Annotated in this window: 13 protein-coding genes and 3 pseudogenes; 7 read left to right on the top strand and 9 right to left on the bottom strand. The window is 65.6% G+C overall.

Features of this window, described 5'->3' with window-relative positions:
- Positions 1–304: 304 nt before the first annotated feature.
- Positions 305–862 carry a hypothetical protein gene (locus JF886_RS02070; protein ID WP_337309111.1) on the top strand — a complete coding sequence of 186 codons (558 nt, stop codon included), beginning with the start codon at positions 305–307 and terminating at the stop codon, positions 860–862.
- A gap of 1,337 nt (positions 863–2,199) precedes the next feature.
- Here the strand turns inward: JF886_RS02070 and JF886_RS02075 are convergent.
- Positions 2,200–3,048: a GNAT family N-acetyltransferase gene (locus tag JF886_RS02075; RefSeq protein WP_337309113.1), complete on the bottom strand. Its 849-nt coding sequence runs from the start codon at positions 3,046–3,048 to the stop codon at positions 2,200–2,202.
- 612 nt (positions 3,049–3,660) lie between these two features.
- Between JF886_RS02075 and JF886_RS02080 the strand changes: the two genes are divergently transcribed.
- Positions 3,661–4,101, top strand: coding sequence for a VOC family protein (locus JF886_RS02080; RefSeq protein ID WP_337309115.1), 441 nt, complete (start codon positions 3,661–3,663; stop codon positions 4,099–4,101).
- Positions 4,102–4,179: 78 nt separating this feature from the next.
- A pseudogene (locus tag JF886_RS02085) lies at positions 4,180–4,679 on the top strand (pyridoxamine 5'-phosphate oxidase family protein).
- 361 nt (positions 4,680–5,040) lie between these two features.
- Here JF886_RS02085 and JF886_RS16895 read toward each other — a convergent pair.
- A pseudogene (locus JF886_RS16895) lies at positions 5,041–5,278 on the bottom strand (transposase); the annotation flags it as partial.
- 470 nt (positions 5,279–5,748) lie between these two features.
- Here JF886_RS16895 and JF886_RS02090 point away from each other — a divergent pair.
- Complete coding sequence (locus JF886_RS02090; RefSeq protein WP_337309119.1) at positions 5,749–7,803, top strand: spermine/spermidine synthase domain-containing protein; 2,055 nt, start codon at positions 5,749–5,751, stop codon at positions 7,801–7,803.
- Positions 7,804–8,242: 439 nt separating this feature from the next.
- Here the strand turns inward: JF886_RS02090 and JF886_RS02100 are convergent.
- Positions 8,243–8,551 (bottom strand): annotated as a pseudogene (locus JF886_RS02100) (transposase); the annotation flags it as partial.
- A 182-nt stretch (positions 8,552–8,733) separates the two neighbouring features.
- Here JF886_RS02100 and JF886_RS02105 point away from each other — a divergent pair.
- Positions 8,734–9,177, top strand: a complete 444-nt coding sequence (locus JF886_RS02105) for a nuclear transport factor 2 family protein (RefSeq protein ID WP_337309121.1) — start codon at positions 8,734–8,736, stop codon at positions 9,175–9,177.
- Positions 9,178–9,469: 292 nt separating this feature from the next.
- The gene (locus tag JF886_RS02110) at positions 9,470–9,691 is read left to right on the top strand and encodes a transposase (protein WP_337309123.1); all 222 of its coding nucleotides are present in this window, start codon (positions 9,470–9,472) and stop codon (positions 9,689–9,691) included.
- 226 nt (positions 9,692–9,917) lie between these two features.
- Here JF886_RS02110 and JF886_RS02115 read toward each other — a convergent pair whose 3' ends face one another.
- The 5 genes from JF886_RS02115 to JF886_RS02135 form a co-directional block, all read right to left on the bottom strand.
- The gene (locus JF886_RS02115) at positions 9,918–10,415 is read right to left on the bottom strand and encodes an acyl-CoA dehydrogenase family protein (RefSeq protein WP_337309138.1); all 498 of its coding nucleotides are present in this window, start codon (positions 10,413–10,415) and stop codon (positions 9,918–9,920) included.
- Entirely contained in the window at positions 10,328–10,744 is a 417-nt protein-coding gene (locus JF886_RS02120; protein WP_337309125.1) for an acyl-CoA dehydrogenase family protein, read from the bottom strand. The genes JF886_RS02115 and JF886_RS02120 overlap by 88 nt, the downstream gene beginning before the upstream one ends.
- Positions 10,745–10,785: 41 nt before the next feature.
- Complete coding sequence (locus JF886_RS02125; RefSeq protein WP_337309127.1) at positions 10,786–12,555, bottom strand: CocE/NonD family hydrolase; 1,770 nt, start codon at positions 12,553–12,555, stop codon at positions 10,786–10,788.
- A gap of 68 nt (positions 12,556–12,623) precedes the next feature.
- The gene (locus tag JF886_RS02130) at positions 12,624–13,853 is read right to left on the bottom strand and encodes an acyl-CoA dehydrogenase family protein (RefSeq protein WP_337309129.1); all 1,230 of its coding nucleotides are present in this window, start codon (positions 13,851–13,853) and stop codon (positions 12,624–12,626) included.
- Between the two features lie 143 nt (positions 13,854–13,996).
- Positions 13,997–16,273, bottom strand: a complete 2,277-nt coding sequence (locus JF886_RS02135) for a CocE/NonD family hydrolase (RefSeq protein WP_337309131.1) — start codon at positions 16,271–16,273, stop codon at positions 13,997–13,999.
- A gap of 360 nt (positions 16,274–16,633) precedes the next feature.
- On the opposite strand from JF886_RS02135, the gene JF886_RS02140 reads away from it, so the two are divergent.
- Entirely contained in the window at positions 16,634–17,665 is a 1,032-nt protein-coding gene (locus tag JF886_RS02140) for a quinone oxidoreductase family protein (RefSeq protein WP_337309134.1), read from the top strand.
- 235 nt (positions 17,666–17,900) lie between these two features.
- On the opposite strand, the gene JF886_RS02145 is transcribed toward JF886_RS02140, so the two are convergent.
- On the bottom strand, positions 17,901–18,309 hold a 409-nt coding region (locus JF886_RS02145), incomplete at its 5' end, for an FCD domain-containing protein (protein ID WP_337309136.1).

Raw genomic sequence — 18,309 nt, forward strand, 5'->3', positions numbered from 1 at the left:
TCGGCGACCTGGTCGTCGCCATCCATGAGTTCTTGGAGGCTTCCAACCGCGACCCTACGGTCTACGTCTGGACGGCTTCAGCCGAGGCGATCATGGAGAAGGTTGCCCGTTGCAAAGCCATTCTCCAGACGGACCACTAGCAGCAGTCCTGAACTCGGCGGAGCGCTTATCGAGGCGCTCGGACGCGTCAACCACGGACGCGGCCGCCTTCCTGGTCGAGCTCGGTCCCGGCCTGGCCAACCAGCTGGTCCACGACTATCCCGAGCAGGTCAGCACCTGTGCGCCGGACAGCGACAGCAACATCGTGGATCCGGCTGTCAGCCCGAAGCACCCCGGAACTGCCTTCATGGAGCTCCAGTTCTACCCGCCAGGCTGGGTGAAGTGGCCCGCGGCGGCTGTCGCCGGCGGCACCAGCTGCGACGCCACCAAGTGGTGCATAGCTCTGAACATCGACAGCCTCTCCGAGGACCCCGTGACCGGCAAGACTCTGAACGACACCTGCACGGCCGCGATAGGCGGCAACATCGAATACATCAACTTCGCGTTCCTGACCAAGAACGGCAAGTCCTTCGCGCCTGCCAACCCGATTCAGGCCACTCCGGCGACCACCCTCACTCCCGACCCTCAGAAGACCTTCTTCATGAACTCGGGTGACCGGATCAGCGTGACCCTGCACGACACCGAGCACGGCCTGAGGACGCAGGTCAACGACCTGACCCCGGGCGAGAGCGGCTCCATGACCTCCAGCGCAGCCAATGGATTCGGGATGATCAAGTACGCCCCAACCCGTCAACCGAGTGCACGAACATCCCTTACGACTTCCACCCGATGTACAGCACCTCGTCGGAGCAGACCCGCGTGATCAGGGGCCGCCCACTCCTACAACGTCGCCTTCTCCGACGAGATCGGCCACTTCGACTACTGCACCGGAGCCAACCCGATTCCGGCCACCGCATTCGGAACCAGCTGCCCTGCCGGCAACCAAGAGGGCAGCCCCGGCGACAAGGAGCCGACGGAGCCGGCGGCGACCGGTGGAGACGACAACTTCTGCTTCCCGGCCTCGAGGTCGTCGCTAGTGCAAGTCCCCGGTTGCACGGACACCAACACTGGCTTCGACGGCGTGCCCTACCAGCCGGTGTGGCCGGACGGCAATAAGGCCTTGCACGGGACGCCGATCCTGTTACCAGTCCCCTGACCGGTGAGGACTACTCGACCAACTATTCGCGCGCCGCCCTGGAGACTGACCTGCCCCGCATCGAATTCAACACCTGCAACCGGTCCACCGGTGCCGGCTGCACCCTCATTCCGACCACGGACGATGGCACGCCAGCGGCCTTCTACCCGTGGTTCAGCATCAGCCAGCGCCGCGGCGGCGAGGAAGGCCAGGGTCGGAGTTGTCAGTGGCTCCTCGGCAACGACGTCCCCGGGCTGACCACCAACGACTTCGGCAAGAACGCTGGTTACGGCTCCCTGCTCCAGCTCACCTACCTGGCCCTGGGTGGAGGCGGCGCCACGGTCAAACGCTTCAACGACTTCCGCCAGATCTTCTCGACGAACCCCTGCCCCAACCGGAGCAGCGACTGAGCCGATCCGCCGGTTGAGTTCCGTGTCCCACTCGGGGTCGCCTCGCCGAGGCGGCCCCGTTTTCGCTTGAGGGGATGGCTACCTGAGGGTCATCTGGCGGGCAGATTGGCGCCGAGCCCATCGACTGGGGCCTGCAGATGGCGCGGGCTCGCGCAGCCACAGACCCAGACCCTGGCGAGCTCCGTCATGATCAGACTCGGCGCTTCCGCGGCCGCCGGGGCCGTGCAGAAGAGGGATGTGGCGGGGCTGCCTGCAGAGCGGGCCCCGCCACGGCACTCAGTTCGGAGGGAAACCGAATTTGGGCGACGACAGCATAGCGCCCGGCTTGCCCAGCTGCGAGGTGGCCAGCTTGAACGGATCGGGTAGAGGCGTGACGCCTCAGGCTACGGCGACCGAGGCCGATCGGTGCTGACGCGCCGCGGCACGGCGGAAGTGCTTTTGCTGTTGATAATGGCCGACAGCGCCAGCATCCCTGGTTGACGGGCTGCGGCCTGGAGGGAACCAGGTGGCACAGGACGAAGGTCCCGGCTACCTAAGCTGTCTGACACCCTGCAGCACGGCCGGCCTCGGGGATGCTGCCGGGGCCTTGGCGTCGGCGGCCAAGCTGGTGCGGAATCAGGGCAGCTTCACCAGAATGGCGCGGGTATAGAGCAGATCGAAACGCCGACGCTGCGCGTTTTGCTGAGACTTAGACGCAGGGGGCGTGGTGATGACGGCGATGTCGCAGCCGGCGGCCGCGGCGTCGGCGAGCCGGGCTGAGAGGAGCGCGGTCTGGACACCACGGCGGCGGTGCGCGGGCGCGGTCGCCGCGCCCGTGAGCTGCGCGATGCCCTCTGCCATGCGCATGCTGGCGCCGCCGGCGAGGACTCCGTCACGCAGGGCGATATAGCGCCTGACGCCTGCCGCCGTGAAATCCCGCATGGCGTTTTCGATGACCTCGCGCGGGAACTCTTCATGCTGGGGCACCCCTTGCGTGTCGGAGTGGGCGACGCCATCGGCCACGACGTCGAGCCAGGATTCGAACTCGTCGTCGCCGCTCGGCCGGACCTCGACCCCGGGAGGCGTGATTCGCTCGGGCTCGTCCTGAAGGGCAAGGCCGAGCACGTTTTCGAACGATGCGAGCCGGTAGCCCCGCTCCGTCAGGAGGGTGCCGATCGCGGGGTCGGCAAGGTGAGCGAGCTCAATCTGTACCGGGGCGCCGCAGGCGGTGAAAGCCCGCTCGATCTCATCGAGGGCGGCCGCGCTCGGTACGCCGTTGAAGCCGAGCCCCGCGACCTTGTTGAGTGGGGAGCCCTCTTCGGCAAAGCTCGCCAGCCCGCCAGCAAAGGGGATCACGAAGCCCGCTGTGTCTCTCCGGCGACGGCGAGCAGCCTCGCTGCCTTTGGCGACGAGCTGCGCCTCGGCCCGCTCGATCCGCTCGGCCAGGGCGGTGCCGCAGAAGAGGGGTACTCGGTCGGCCTTCACTGGAACAGCTCAGCCCAGATCAACAGTTATGTCAGCCCTCCCAGCGCCCGGGCACGAGCACCATGCTGGAAGCCGTCCGGCTCCTCGACCGTTACCCCGTGCTTGACCCAGTAGGCGAGTCCTCCGCGAGCGCGAACAGTCTGCGCAGCCGCTCGCGCGGCCCGGTGCCACGCGATCACCACGCCCGAAGCCGCGATCGCCGTCCATGACCAAACCCTACGAGCCCTGGCGCGCAGCCGAGTTCCTGCACGTCCTCACCCGGCCGCAAGTTTGCGTCCGAGCTGACGCGATGCAGCACACCGGTGGCGCCAATGCTTGCTGATAAGGCCCGGTGCTCGGGTCCGTGTCACCAGGGGCAAAGTACCTCCGCAGCCAGCCGACAGGGGGGTGGAGCCAACTAATGCACTAGGCGATCAGCCGGTGCCGTAAGGGGATCGGCTTGCGTGCGTGGTGCGGGTTCTCGTTCGGCGGTGTGGGCGCCCCAGGGCGGTGACGGCCAGATGCAGGTCCCTAGAACTCAGCACGTTTCCGGGTGTCGAGAATGTGGCGCTGGCTCCGTCCTAGGTACACCAGTGGCCACGACAGGCCGCGCGACCAAGAAGGAGAACCACCATGACGATTCAGCGGATGGACCACGTGGGCGTCGTCGTCGACGACCTTGAGGCTGCTATTGCGTTCTTTGTCGAACTTGGTATGGAGCTGGAGGGCGAGGCGCCGATCGAGGGACGTTGGGTGGACCGTGTCGTCGGGTTCGACGGCGTCCGAGTCGACATCGCGATGATGCGGACCCCGGACGGCCACGGCCGGCTTGAGCTGACTGAGTTCCATACCCCGACGGCGGTCAGCGCTGAGCCGGAGAACGCACCGGGGAACACGCTGGGCCTACGTAGCATCATGTTCGCTGTCGACGACATCGACGCCACTGTCGCCGGCCTGCGAGCCCACGGCGCGGAACTCGTTGGAGAGGTGGCGCAGTACCAGGACAGCTACCGGCTCTGCTACGTCCGCGGCCCCGAGGGGATCATCGTCGCGTTGGCCGAGCAGCTCAGCTAACGGCCCGTCGCGGCCGACCTGCGACCAACCAGAACGATCCGCTTGGATGGACCGAGAACGACAACGGGAGGAATAACCGTGCAACCGAACGAGATCACCGAGGTTCTGAACCGACCGATCAGTCAGGAACTGTTGGCCCGCGACGTGACCCGCTTGGCCTACGTCGCCAAGGACGGCACACCCCGCAATGTCCCGATCATCTTTACCTGGAACGGCTCGCAGATCGTCATGTGCACTTCGAAGAACGCTCCGAAGCTTCAGGCCTTGAGCGAGAACCCGATGGTTGCCCTGACGATCGACACCGAAGTGCACCCGCCCAAGATCTTGCTCATCCGCGGTCGAGCCGAGCTGGACTTCGTCGATGGCATCCCGGACGAGTATCTCCAGGCGACCAGCACCTACGAGATGACGCCCGAGCAACGGGTCGAGTGGGAGGCGGAGGTGCGTTCGCTCTACCACAACGGCATGGTCTGGATCGTCGTGACCCCGAACCGGGCGAAGCTGATCGACTTTGAGACGACTCTGCCGAGCGCGGTCGAGGAGCTGGTCCGCAGCGGGAGGAGCGTCAGCGCGCCTGAGCACCGCGCGGTCGCTCGCATTGGGTGGATCGCCCACGCCTCAACCCCACCGCGGTACGCGGAGTCTGTGAAGTCCGCCAGGAAATTACTACGTCGAACTGTGCGGCTCCGTCACGTTCAGCGAGGACGTGGGCCGGGCGTTCGACATCAGCCTCGCACACTCCTACGACGGGACCGACCCGACCCCGATCCGCCGGGCGCCATCCGGCTCGTCGGCCAGATGACCGTAGCCAAGGCGACCGGCTACGCTGCCTAGCATCGCCGCGGCCGAGCACCCGAGGCCGACGGCGCCGTGGCGACGGTCTGACGCTGACCGAGCAGCACCCCTCGGCCAAGCCAAGCATTGATGAGCTGAGGCACCTAGGAAGCTGGTCCAGGCGGCACCATCCTCGGCCATGAAGATGTCACCCCCAGGATCTCGCGCTGACCGTCGGCATTGACACCGGTCGCAATCGCGGTGCAGACGTTGACCACACGGCCACCGTCCGGCAGCGCTGGGTCAGAGCGTCGACCCAGACGCAGGCGTGGGGGCTTCCATCCTGTGGTCGGTTCCGAAACTCGTCCACCACTCCGTCCAGGCTCTTGGCCATCACTGAGACACCACGTGCCTGGACACCAACCGGGCGGGGCGTGAAGCCGCCACAGACAGGAAGGAACCTCAGTCGACGCACCAATATCGGTACCGCGTCGTTCACCAGTCGGCAAGTAGCACCCTAACCATCTGTTATGTCCGGCACGGCGCATCGCCAACGACGGATTTCCACGTTTCATCGCGGCAGCGTCTCTGGAGCCAGGCCGGCTGGTGAAGGCGGGCGGTTGCGGCTCGCATCGCCGGTGGCCGAGCTCGGGGCGGCTCGGACGTCGCTGACTACTTCGAACTAGCGATCCGAACGAGTCCCGATCTATCGAATGACATCGAGGACATGCCCGACTACTTGCTCGATCCATTCGGGAGCAGGGCAGGTGTCTGGCATGTGGAAGGCATGTGGGGAACATCGGTGGGAACGTCCAGATCCGGCTCACAGCCGCCTGGCCGGCTGAGCAGGCGGGGTCGTAGCATGGCTCCCCCGTGTCCATCCCGACCTCCCTGGCCGCGCGGCTCCGCAGACACGCACCACGCTCCCCGGTGGCGGCGGAGCCGCCGCCTCCGTCGCGCGCGCGGCTCGTGCTTCTCAGCTTCCTCATGCTGTTTGTGGAGCTGGCGCTCATCCGCTGGTCGGGGGCCAACGTGCTCTACCTCTCCTACTTCTCCAACTTCGTGCTGCTGGCCAGCTTTCTCGGCATCGGCCTCGGCTTCCTGCGCGCCCGGTCGCGCCTTCAACTGTTCCCCTTCGCCCCTGTCGGCCTGGCGATACTGGTCGCCTTCGTGCTGGCCTTCCCGGTGCAGATCGACCGGACGGGTGGCGACCTCCTCTACTTCGGCGCTCTGAACGAGAGCCGCAGCGGCCTTCCGATCTGGCTGACGTTGCCGCTGATCTTCCTGGCCGTGGCCGCAGTGATGGCCACCATCGGGCAGGGCGTGGCCCGGACGTTCGTCTCCTTCGACTCGCTCGACGCCTACCGGCTCGATGTCCTCGGCAGCATCGCGGGCATCGTCTTCTTTTCGCTGCTCTCGTTCCTGGGCGCGCCGCCGGTGGCGTGGGGGCTCGTCGTCGCGGTCACGCTCGTTGTGCTCTACCGCCCGCGGGTTCGCTGGTTCCAGCTCGCCGCCGCCGCCGCCCTCGTGGCCATGCTCGGAGTCGAGTCGCTCACTCCCCTGCAAAGCTGGTCGCCCTACTACCGCGTCACCCTTCAGCCGGAGTCAAACGGCACGACCTCGGTGATGGTCAACGGCATCCCCCACCAGACGATCGAGTCCGCCGCCCAGCGCCGGCAGACCGTGCCGCTCTACTTCCTTCCGTACGAGCGCACTCGGGTCAAGCCGCGCTCGGTACTGATCGTCGGGGCAGGCACCGGGACCGACGTCGCCATCGCCCTGGCCGAAGGAGCGGAGCACGTCGACGCGGTCGAGATCGATCCCCGGCTGCGCGACCTGGGCGCACAGCTCCATCCGGATCACCCGTACCAGGACCCGCGCGTGGCGAGCATCGTGGACGACGGCCGAGCCTACCTGGAGCGCACCACGTTGCGCTACGACCTGATCCTCTTCGCCCTCCCCGACTCGCTCACCCTGGTCGCCGGACAGTCCTCGCTCCGACTGGAGAGCTATCTCTTCACAGTCGAGGCGATGCGCGCGGCGGCGGCGCACCTGAACCCAGGTGGCGTCTTCGCCGAGTACAACTACTACCGCGAGCAGTGGCTGGTCGACCGCCTCGCGGGCATGCTCGAGGACACCTACCGCCAGCCGCCATGCATCGATTCGACCGGGCAACTGGGCCGGCTTGCCCTGCTCACGGCGAGCCTCGACCCGGCGTCGCTGAACTGTCCCCTCACCTGGCGCTCGGCCACCAACCCGGTGCCCGCACCGGCGGCCGACGACTACCCATTCCTCTATCTCCAGAGCAGGGCGCTGCCGAGCCTGTACGTGATGACCCTGGGGCTGATCCTGGTCACCGCACTGCTCGCGGCCGGTGTCGCCGGGGGTTCGCTGCCGCGGATGGGCGGTTACGCCGACCTCTTCTTCATGGGGGCTGCATTCCTGCTCCTGGAGACCAAGAACGTGGTCCAGTTCGCTCTACTCTTCGGGACCACGTGGTTCGTGAACGCACTGGTCTTCACGGGCATCCTGCTGGCGGTCCTCGCCGCGATCGAGGTGTCACGGAGGATCGAGCTGCGACGGCCGGGGGTCCTCTACGCCCTCCTGCTCGGCGCGCTTGCGGTGGCCTGGCTGGTGCCGCCCGACGTCTTGCTGCAGCTTCCGGCGGCGCCCCGCTTCCTGGCGGCCACGCTGCTCGCCTTCGTCCCCATCTTCCTGGCCAACCTGATCTTCGCCCAGCGATTCCGCAGCGTCGCCTCCTCCTCGGTGGCGTTCGGCGCCAACCTTGTAGGCGCCATGGTTGGCGGCGTGCTCGAGTACGCTGCGCTGCTGACTGGCTACCGCGCCCTCCTGATGGTCGTCGCCCTGCTCTACGCGCTGGCCCTGCTTCTGTCCCGAACCAAGCTGGTCCGGACCCCGACGGCGTAACGGATTCCTCCCACGGGTGGGGATAGCCACAGCTCTGGATGAAGCCGCTGGCTTCGTGTTTGAGGAGCGGCGCGAGTTCGCACGACAGCGCCAGGCCATCATCGCTGAGAACGCTGAGCTTCAAGAGCGCGAGCTGATCAAACTCGCATCACTCGCTTCGGCCCCGGCCGACGCGTTACGACGGCGCGGCGTAGAGACCCAGCGGCGAGTCTCGCTGCCGAGGCAGGGCTCGCCGTCTTTAAGATCGCCTTCGCGAGCTGGATCGATGACGCTGGCGAGCGAACCCTCTCGGAAATCATCCGAGAGTCAGTGGACGAGTTGAAACTGGTCACCGGCGGGGGAACACCAACTACATGTCGCCGAGGCTGATCCTCGGCGCAAGCAGGCGTTCCAAGAGGGCTTGTAGCCAACGTTGATCGGCGGGGCCGATCACCCAGTCAGCTGACGCGCTCTTGAGGATCTCGTTGGCTCGCCGCAACTCGCGGACCTCCCGCTCTAACTCGGCGATGCGCTGGCGCTCCTCGGACGTGACCCCGGGCCGCTGGCCGACGTCGACCTCCGCCTGCTTCACCCAGGGGCGCAGCGACTCGCTGCCGATACCCAGCTGGATGGCGATCCGGGTGACTACGCCGTGGCGCGCGCCGCCGGATTCGACGGTCGCCTCCTTGACCATGCGCACTGCCCGTTCACGAAGCTCGGGCGGGTAGCGACCTTGTGTGGGAACGTTCGGCCTGGACATTGACTCCATCCTCCCAAAGGAATGAAGCCTCCATCAATCCCAGCGCGATTCAGTGGCAGATGCGCGTCCAGCAGATGGCCCACCTGCTGGCATCTACCAACCTGTTGATCGCTGCCGTAGCACGCTCGTCGGCTGGACCGAACAGAAGTACGCCAGCCGCGAACTTCCCCTCAACGAATTGGCGCGGTACGATGAGCCGCCAGCGAGAAGGTGCAAAGGTGACGCCAGAAGAGCAGCTCGAGCTCGTCAAGAAACACTATGAACTCAACGCCGCCGGCGATCGGCCGGCGGCAGAAGCGCTTCTGACCGACGATTTCTTTATCACGATCCGATCGTCCATGCCCTTCGGTGGGGTCTACCGAGGCAAGGGCGCTTTTCGCGAATTGATCCCGATGGTGGCCGAGACGGTAGGTCTGGCCGGCATCAAGTTTGTCGAGACGACCGTCGGGGGGGATTGCGCCGTCGAGATCGTCGAGTTCACCCTAGCCGGAGAAGCCGGTCCGCCGGTCGAAGCCACCGAAGTGATCCGGTTTCGGGGAAACCAGATCTGCGAAATCCGCACCTACTATTTCGATCCCGGCCCAATGATTGCCGCAGGTGAACGGCGCAAGCGGACTGGGAGCTCGCGCGAGTAACAGAGCCGGAAGCGTGTCGGGCAAGACACGCGCGTCGCTTCGTTGGCCCGCGCGGACCGTTAGTTTGTTGTCGTCCTGACGCCGCTCCGGCGCTTCTTCGCAGAACTCGGTCGCTCCCGGTGCCGCGGTACACTCAGGTCAGCGCCGACGGCGCTTGGTGGATCACCAACGTGGTCGGCTTCTACTGCCCGAGGGCAGTCATCGGCCTCGCTCCCTTCCACGCCGTGGCGTGCGCGACCAAAAGCCCTCGACGAGGTTCGCCGAGAGGTCTGGAACGATGCCCTTCGCAGCGGTGATCAAAGCCCATGCCCGACGGCTGAAGCGCTCTCGCTACGCGCTCTGGAAGAACGCCGAGAACCTGACCAACAAGCAAGCCGGCAAGCGGGCCTGGATACAGTGCGTCAACAAGCCACTCTTCCGCGCCCACCTGCTCAAAGAGTACCTGCGGCTCGTCTTTCAGCTCCCGTTCGCCGACGCCGTCCTCATCCTCGACGAGTGGATGCAATGGGCATAGCGCTCCCGCATGCACGCCTTCCTCCGCCTCGACGACACCATCGCCAAGCACGTCGGCGCGATCCTAGTCACGCTCGAGCACCGGCCCTTGGGTTAGGGCACTTCTGCGACCTATTCGGGAAAAAGAACTATCGGCGGATTGGACGCTTGCGTGCATTCCTTGTTTGCTGCATCAGCCATCAGCGGTTCGGCCTGGTCAGGGGGTTCAGTTTCCGTTCTGCCTCGCCCTAGCTGACCTCGCTCACCGAAGCCGGCGCAAAGCGGTCTAGCGTGGTGATCCCCGCAAACGAATGTGGTTGCATTCCGGCCATGAGCCGTCCGTAGTCTGCTGAAAGGGCCTCAAGATTGAGCGCGCCGTGCAATGTGATGACGCGCGCGTCGCGCCAAGCTCGCTGAATTGGCTCGCTCTCCATGATCGCGGTCGATCCGGAATTCCTTTGGAGAAGCTCGATCGCGTCCGCGCACCATTTAGCTGCATAAGCAGTCTCTACGAGGACCCGAGAGCTGAACATTAGCGTATATTCCGGATCAGCCGGGGTGCCGGCGGCAGCGAGGGCACCGAGTTGATCGGTCTCATCGGCGTTGGCGCGGGTCATCAACGTTGCTGACTGGATCTTGGAATGAACCTCGGCGAGCATCAGATGCGTAAGCGGTGCCTCCAACTGATTCTTGTACGTAGTGCCGCGGATGGGCCGGCCGGCAGAGCGCTCAAGGAAGCGCTCCAGCGCGCCTTGAGTGAGACCAACTCAACGACGCGAGCGCCCGAACCGGCGGGAATCCAGTTCGTTGATGCTCCCACCCACACGATCCATCCGCACGAGCCGTCCCATTTGGCAACTTCGGATACGACGTCCAGCTGCTGCCGAACGGATAGCTCGTCGCCGCCAAACTCAGCGGGACTGCCAATTTTGAAGGCGCCGGTGGCATCTAGGTCGGCGATCGTCTCGTCCGAATGACGGCCCGCGCGTTCGGCCTCAAGCGCGCGCTCCCGCAAGGTAGGCCCGAGCTTGCGGACCTTCTCGAGGACCGTCGTGAGCCCTTTCGGATGCATCATGAGTCGCAATCATCATCGGTATCTCCTTGGGGTAAAGGCGCCTACCGACGGGTCTCGCCGCTCCATGCTTTGCCGACCGCCTTTAGCGGAAGTTGAAGGTAGGAAGCGTGACGATGGCCGGTGTGTATGACATGCCGGCCATGGTTGTCGGACGGAGCGTTTTCGATTCCGGGCATCACTCCGCCCAGCAGATGGTGGCCGCTGATGACGAGCCGCAACTGCTCGCCCGGATTCAGCGCCAGCCCGATCGGAAACAGGTCGATGTCCACGCAGGCGATCTCTCCCGGGGCAAGCTTCTCGACGCGGTCAAAGCTGTGGACCGGCAGGGTGTCCGTCGAGCTCGCCTCATCGAGATGCCGTAGGGACACGCGCAGGCGACCGTTGGACCCCTTGTACTTCAGGATCGCCGCGCCCTGCCGGGTCAGCGCTTGCATCTGCGGTCCTTGATTGGGGACGTTGAACTGCTCGAGCTGCTGGCCGTCGGCATCCAGCTTCTGGAGGAAGACGTAGAGGTCCATGTCGTCCGAGCCGTCCGCCTCAACCCACAGGTGCACCTTGGGATAGCCGACGAACTCTGTCGGCGAGTCGACACGGACGGTGAAGGACTCCCGGCCCTGTTCCGATTCCGCGTCGTAGCTCGCAGTGGCGCCAGCCGCGGGTGCTTCGGCGCTCAACGCGTGGGAGGCGGCATCCAGGTAGTACTTGACCTCGCTGACGTCCTCGGGCGGGAACTCCCCTGCCAGCTGGTTGATTCGGTCGTTGCCTTCGAGGTCGAGGACCGCGTAGCGCACGCGCGGCGTCTGTTGCCAGCCGTTGTCAATGTCCTTGAGGAAATGGTCGAAGAAGCGAAGCAGGTCGTTCAAGTTAGCCTCTTCGTAGTAGTCCGGCCACTCCATGGTGTTGTGGATGCGCAGCCACTTCTCAGTGGAAGAGATCCTGCGCCAGCCGCGGAACGTTCCAGGCGTGTGGATCATGTTCGAATAACTCGCCACGATGTACGCAGGCACGGTGATATTCTCGAACTCTGGGATCTTCGACTCCCAGAGCCCGTCCATCAGCGCGTGGCGCTCGGCCTCGGCGACGAGGTCCTCGCGCAGGTTCTTGCCAACGAAACTGCGCGCGAAGCGCCGCGGAAAGGGAAGGTCGGGTATCCCGCCGCGCATGACGAGGTCGCGATAGATGTCGCTCATGCCTTCCCATGGAGCGATGGCCGCGAGATGCGGCGGCTGCTCGGCCGCGGCGAACCATTGCGAGATCGCGAGATAGGAGTTTCCGCTAGTCCCGACCTTGCCATTGCACCAGTCCTGGACGCCAAGCCACTCGATGAGGGCGCGGTAGTCCTGGCCTTCTTGGCGGCTCCACACGCGTATATCGCCCTCGGAGTTGAAGGAGCCCCGCGGGTCGGGATTGCAGACCGCGTAACCATGGGCGCACCAGAAGGCTGGGTCGGGGCCTTCGAACTTCATCAGACCGGAAACCGTTCCAGTGTCCATTCCCAGCAACTCGAAGAGCTCGACGTACATTGGCGCATTGCCCCGACTCTTGCCGTAAGGGCTCCACGCTACGATCACGGGCACCTTCTCGGTGCCGGCTGGACGAAGCACGTCGACGTAGATCGTTACGCCGTCGCGCAGGGTGACGGCGACGTCCTTCTCCAGTACGATCTCGACGGGCAGCAACTTGAAGCGGGGCTGCACCCGGAAGCCCGCCGGGAGCGTTCGCGTGCCCTGTTCGAAGCGGCTGAACAAGCCCTGTTCGTCGTCCTCGTCATAGGCGTAGGCAGGGACGAATACTGCCTGATCTTCAACCATTTGCGTTCCTTCCGGCTCTCCGAACGGCTTTCCGCCTCTTCCAAATCATGATGTTAATCCGCGATTCTCTACGACCGGCGTTCGAGCACGCTCACCGACATCGGTGCGGACTCGACTTCACACAGAGCCCGTCCGACGTTCTCCAGCCAGGTGTCGATATTGTGAGCCGCATGCAGGCTACCGGCGCGGCAGTTTCGCGCAATCAACTGGAGCGGCCACCGTTTGAGGATCGCTGACGCTCCGGACGCGTGGAACAGCGTCTCGATCGCGGAGCTACACGCATCCCAGACGTACGCGGCGTCGGTGTGAAGTTGAACGGCCTCGCGCTCGGCCGGGTCCACACCCTCGGCCTCGCATCGGTCAAGCTCGGCCACCGCGGCGTCGGCCACTCGGCCCGCCGCCCGGATCTGGGCGTAGGCCCGACCGACAGTGAGGTGGATGATCGGCGCGTCGGCCTGTTTTGCGTACGGCGAGTACGGGATGCTCCGCTTGTCAACCGCGCTGAGGAACATCTCCATCGCCTGGTCGGCCATACCCAGTGCGACACCCGTGCAGGTCACCAACGAGCGAGCGAGGCCCCCGCGTCGCGGGCCGAGGCCCTGCTTGGTGAGCTCCTCGATCCGCTCCCCAAGCTGTGCGGGAGTACTGAAGCGCTCATCGGGAACAAAGAGATCACCATCCGTCGCGACGGTCTGGCTGCCCGTACCGGCCAACCCCATCGCATCCCAGTCGTCTCGTAAGACCAGCGACTCCTTCGGAACGAGAGCCATTCCAACCTTTGTGTCGTCGGTCTCGTCATAGAACACAGCGAGATAGCCGTGGGACGCATGGACGCTCCCGGTGGCGAACGGCCACACACCCTTGATCATCCAGCCCCCGTCGACCTTCCGTGCGGTCCCAGACATGTGCCGGCTTGTGCCTCCGAGCGCGAACGTGCGAGGTCCGACCCAGGCTGGATCGTACACCGGCGCGACGACGTCGTCAGCGAAGGCAAAGCTCCACAGATTTCCCCCCGCGGTCGCCCACACCACCCAGGCCGTTGTCCCGCATCCCGCACCGAGCGCACGATAAATATCGTGCAGCTCCCGGGTCGTGAAATCTGCACCTCCGAACCGCTTCGGCTTGGTCAGACTGAAGACGCCGGCTGCGTCGAGACGCTCGATAGTCTCCTGGGGAATGCGACGCTGCTGCTCAGCCACGGCTTGGCGCTCGCGCAGCCAGGGGCGCATCTCCGCGACGCGGTCGACAATCTCATGAGCCTGTAGCCGCTCCATGTCCGGCTTCGTGCCTAATGGCATCGTTTGCGACACCTCCTCGTTACTCTCAAGGCAGCAATCGGTTTGATGGCCTCTGGTGTCTTGGGGCTGAGCTTGAGGGGATGGCGGCACGAGGAAGTGGCTGTCGTAGCAGCCGCCGGTGCTCGGCGACCCTGCTGCCGCCCTCATGACTCCGTCGGCGGCAAGACCGGCAGCTGCACGTAACTGGGATGCTCCGGGCCGGTGAAGATCGTGTTCTGCGCCCCGTCGTGATAAGCCGCGTCGTATGCATGCCGCATACCGTGGCCCACCCCGGTGAACGGCTGGATGTCGACGCGAAGGCGGTGTCCCTGCCTTATCAAACCGGTGTTCGGAATGATCTCGACCTCCACCGGTACGATCTCGCCGTCGTACAGAGGGGCGTAGTCAGCGCGCAGGTGGGTGTGCTTCGGTCGCCACTCGGTGGATCGCTCGGTGTCCAACTTGCGATGTGAGGCCTTCAGCCATCCCTTGGCCAGTGGATAGAATTTGGTGGAAATTCCAGGGATGAGCGCCGGACCGCAGAAATCGACCTCTCGATTCTCCTCATCCAGCACTCGCAAAGCGACAAAGATATCCATGTCCTCACTGGTAGACGCCACCCACAGCACGAGCTTGCTGTACCCGGCGAGCACTGTGTCTTTGTCCAGAGGCTCGCTCAGGAACGTGGCACCAGGAGTGCAGGGAGCGGTGGCCACGGCTCTTTCCCCTGCTGCCGGCACGGGCGGCAGGCGGGATGCGGTCAGGTCCACCTCGGCCGAATAGGTCACGGACCGCTCGACATCGGTAAGCGTGCGCGCCAAGCGAAGGACGTTGTCACAGCGGATGTGACCGTCCCAATCAGAGGGCGACGCGTCCAGATACCACCGGACGTACTCGGTGCGCGCGATCGGCCACTCGTGCTCCTGCTGAACGTACGATCCGCCGCGTCCGGTTCGGATCTCGAGGCGCACTGGGGGCTTGTCCATGATTCCGTTGTCGATTCCCTTGAGCCAGTGATCGAAAAAGGCCACGTGTTCGTCAACCGCCGCGGCGGAGTAGGCCTTCATGAACCAGTCCTCCCAGAAGTCGAGTTTCTTGTTCGACGTGGGGGTGTTCAGGTACGTCTCGCTGCTGCCGAGCTGATGGAAGTGGGCGGGATGCGTCGTCACGGCGACCGTCCACAGCGGCACCGACACCTCGCTTAGGTCAGGACTCATCAGCACCTCGGCCCTGGGTCCGAAGATTGCCGAGGGATCAGAGTCTTTAAAGGGATTAGACCTCGCCATCGCCAGGAAGTCCTTCGCCGTGACCTCGCCGCAGATCGCGGGCACGACCCCACTCGCGAACCATCCGGGGAAGAACTCCTCGTTGAGGATGCCCCCGGTGTAAACGAGCTCCTCATAGAGGTCCGTATCCGTGCCGATCGCGATCATCGCCTTGAGGTGCGGCGGCCGAAGGCTTGCTACTGCGTGCTGGTTCACCGCGTAATACGACATGCCCCACAGGCCGACGCTCCCGTTTGACCAAGGCTGTGCACCGGCCCATGCGATCGCGTCGTAGAACGCCTCCGCCTCGTCGATCCCCCAGATGCCGAGGGTGCCCGGGCTCTTGCCCGCGCCCGGGCCGTCGACGCGGACGAGCGCGTAGCCACGTGGGATCCACGTCGCCGTGTTGATGCTCTCGTGGTTCTCGTACTCGTACCCGTCCGGATTGCCGAAGAAGTACCGTTCCTCCACCACCTCATGGTGCTCAGCGTCCTCCTCGCTGCAGATGGAATGGTGGACAAACGCCCTTCCGTAGACACCGCAGTTCATGACGACAGGGACCGGTTCCCCGCTGTCCGGACGGTAGACGTCCGCGTACACGAACGAGCCGTTTCTCAGCGGGATCTTGATGTCGCGGTCACGACGGATGCCGAGGATGTGGCGGCGAACCTCGTTGCGGGCGGCGGCCGGCGATCTGAGCGTGCGCGGCTTGGCGTCGGTGAAGACGTTCGCCCGATTCAGGTCATCGAGCAGCTTCGCCACGACCGGATCCTCCGTGAACGCCTGGACGGGATCGGCCGGAGCGCCTGGGAGCGACATGAGCCGATAACGGAAGTCGATGGCGCGATCTCCCACCAGCTCGTGGATCTCCGGCGTCAAGTTGGTTCCGTTGTCGGGGTTGCCGTCCTGATCGAGCGTCTGAAGGAAGCGGGCAATGTTGGTCAGACCAGGATCGGCCAACTTGTCGAGCTTTCCATCGACCCTCGCAACGATGTCGGCGACGGTGAGCCGCTCCGCGCCTCGCGCCGCTCCGATCAGAACCGAACCGACCGAGAACGTGACGACCTCGCCGTCCCGGAACTCGAACGTCCCGTCGGGGTCCGTGACGCCCGAGCAGGTGGGAGTTTCGAACCGGAGGCCAACAGCGGGTCCCGCAAACCTTCCCTTACACAGCATGGCTCCCTCCCCCCAAGGCTCCCTCCCCTCCAGGTCGAGCAATGGCGGTGCTGGCGCTAACCGCAGCAAACCCAGCCAGCGAGGCGCCACGGAACGACATCAGGAGTACGGCGTTGGCAATCTTACGACGGATCATCGCCGCTCCGGATCTTCTTCAGAGGCCCACCGCGCAACACGCCGCGCGGGGATGAAATACCCGTATCTTTCGCAACGTTTCTGACCCTACTGTGACGCCGGCCACCTGTCAAGGGGTACGATCTGTCGCGTCTTGCATCGACCCGCCCGCGAGCAGTTGGCGCTAAGCGCCCAGCCGGTCGCGGTATGACAGCGGCCGGTTCGGCATCGCGCGGATCGACCGACGTGCGCGACGGGATTCTGGCGGCGATCGTCGACGCCCCTGGCGCCGAACCGCGGCTGGGCTCGGTCGTTCTGCCGCCGCGGACGCCCGGCACCACCCTCGTGACCGTGGTCGCGGCGCCGTTGAACTCACTGGACCTGCTCATCGCCTCCGGGTCGTTCCACTCGGCCCGTCACGAAGCCCCGTACGTCCCGGGCAGCGAGTGCGTGGGCGTCGTGCTGGACTCCGGCCGCTACCCGCCCGGCTCCCAGGTCTATGCCGAGTGCCACGCCTCGCCGGCCACCCCGGGTACCTTCGCCACGCAGGTGGTCATCGCGGACGAGGATGTGCTACCGCTGCCCGACGGCCTCGACCCGGTGCTGGCTGCGGCGGTCGGCAACTCCGGCACGGCGGCATTCTTGCCACTGGTCGAGGAGGCCAGCCTGCGCCCCGGAGAGACGGTGCTGGTGCTGGGAGCAACGGGGGCGGTCGGGCAGCTCGCGGTCCAGGTAGCACACCGGAGTGGAGCGGGCCGTGTCGTCGGCGTTGGGCGCAACCACGCAGCGCTGGAGCGCTTGCTCGGCCTCGGCGCGGACGCCGTCGTCGATCTGCGCGCCGACGAGGGCGTCGACGAACTGGCGGCCCGGTTGCTGGCGGCGACCGGGCCGGTGGACGTGGTCCTCGACGGCGTGTACGGGCTGCCACTCGAGGCGGCGCTGCGGGTATGCGCACCACGGGCTCGCTTGGTGAACATCGGCAACCCCGCCGGCGCGACGGCGCAGGTACCGGCCGGGCTGCTCCGCGCCAAGCAGCTCACACTTTCAGGCTTCGCAGGCCTGCACACCCCACTGCGGGCCAAGCGAGAGGCGCTGACCTGGCTATGGACCGCCCTCGCCCGCGACGAGCTCCGCCTCGAGGTCCACACCGTCCCGCTCGAGGGACTCCCGGCGGCGTGGCGGGCGCAGGCGGTCTCGCCGCACGCGAAGTGCGTCGTCGTCCCCAACGACGCTCGCCACCACGTCCCACCCGACACGACCGCCGCCGCACGACCGTGACCCAGACCCGCGCCCAGCGTCACAGCGGGTGGACCCCGTCCACGGCGGCGGCCGACGACTCGAAGGGGCGGTTCAGAAGTTGACGCTAATCAGCAGTCGCAGACCGTCGGGCGGCGCCGTGGCGTCGGCGTCGATGCTGAAGTGCTGCGCAGTTCCGCGGTCGACCGAAAGTGGTTGGCGCCGGCGGTGGTGTCGCCGGCGACGAACACCCCACAGCCACCAGCGGTAGCAGTGATCACTGGTCGGCGACGCCAAGCTTGACGGGGGCGCCGTCAGGAAGGACGTGCTCGACCGCCGCGGACAGCCGCTCTGAGCCTCCATTCACCACGCCGGATTCGGCGTCGCCCCCGTGGGCCGCGACGGCCGCCCTGACGCGCTCCTCGTCGCCGAGTCGGATCGCCGCCACGAGTTCCTCGTGCTTGACCATCCGCTCGGCCAGATAGTCGCTCGAGGTAGAGTACGTCTCAGGGTCGGCCCGGACCGACAGCTCCGCGATGCAGCGCATCAGGGCGACGTACATCGCACGGGCGAGATCGTTCGGGGTGACCGCAGCGATGCGCTCGTGCAGTGACCAGTTGGCATGCAGGAACTGCTCCAGATCATGATCGAAGCGCCGCATCACGTCCAGGCACATCTCCAGGTCC

The organism is Candidatus Aeolococcus gillhamiae, from assembly GCF_016464765.1.
Classification (GTDB): domain Bacteria; phylum Chloroflexota; class Dormibacteria; order Aeolococcales; family Aeolococcaceae; genus Aeolococcus; species Aeolococcus gillhamiae.

Excerpts from the sequence above, each read along its gene's own strand:
- JF886_RS02080 (WP_337309115.1), top strand. The coding sequence starts at position 3,661 with ATGACGATTCAGCGGATGGACCACGTGGGCGTCGTCGTCGACGACCTT.
- JF886_RS02105 (WP_337309121.1), top strand. The coding sequence starts at position 8,734 with ATGAGCCGCCAGCGAGAAGGTGCAAAGGTGACGCCAGAAGAGCAGCTC.
- JF886_RS02120 (WP_337309125.1), bottom strand. The coding sequence starts at position 10,744 with ATGATGCATCCGAAAGGGCTCACGACGGTCCTCGAGAAGGTCCGCAAG.
- JF886_RS02125 (WP_337309127.1), bottom strand. The coding sequence starts at position 12,555 with ATGGTTGAAGATCAGGCAGTATTCGTCCCTGCCTACGCCTATGACGAG.
- JF886_RS02130 (WP_337309129.1), bottom strand. The coding sequence starts at position 13,853 with ATGCCATTAGGCACGAAGCCGGACATGGAGCGGCTACAGGCTCATGAG.
- JF886_RS02135 (WP_337309131.1), bottom strand. The coding sequence starts at position 16,273 with ATGCTGTGTAAGGGAAGGTTTGCGGGACCCGCTGTTGGCCTCCGGTTC.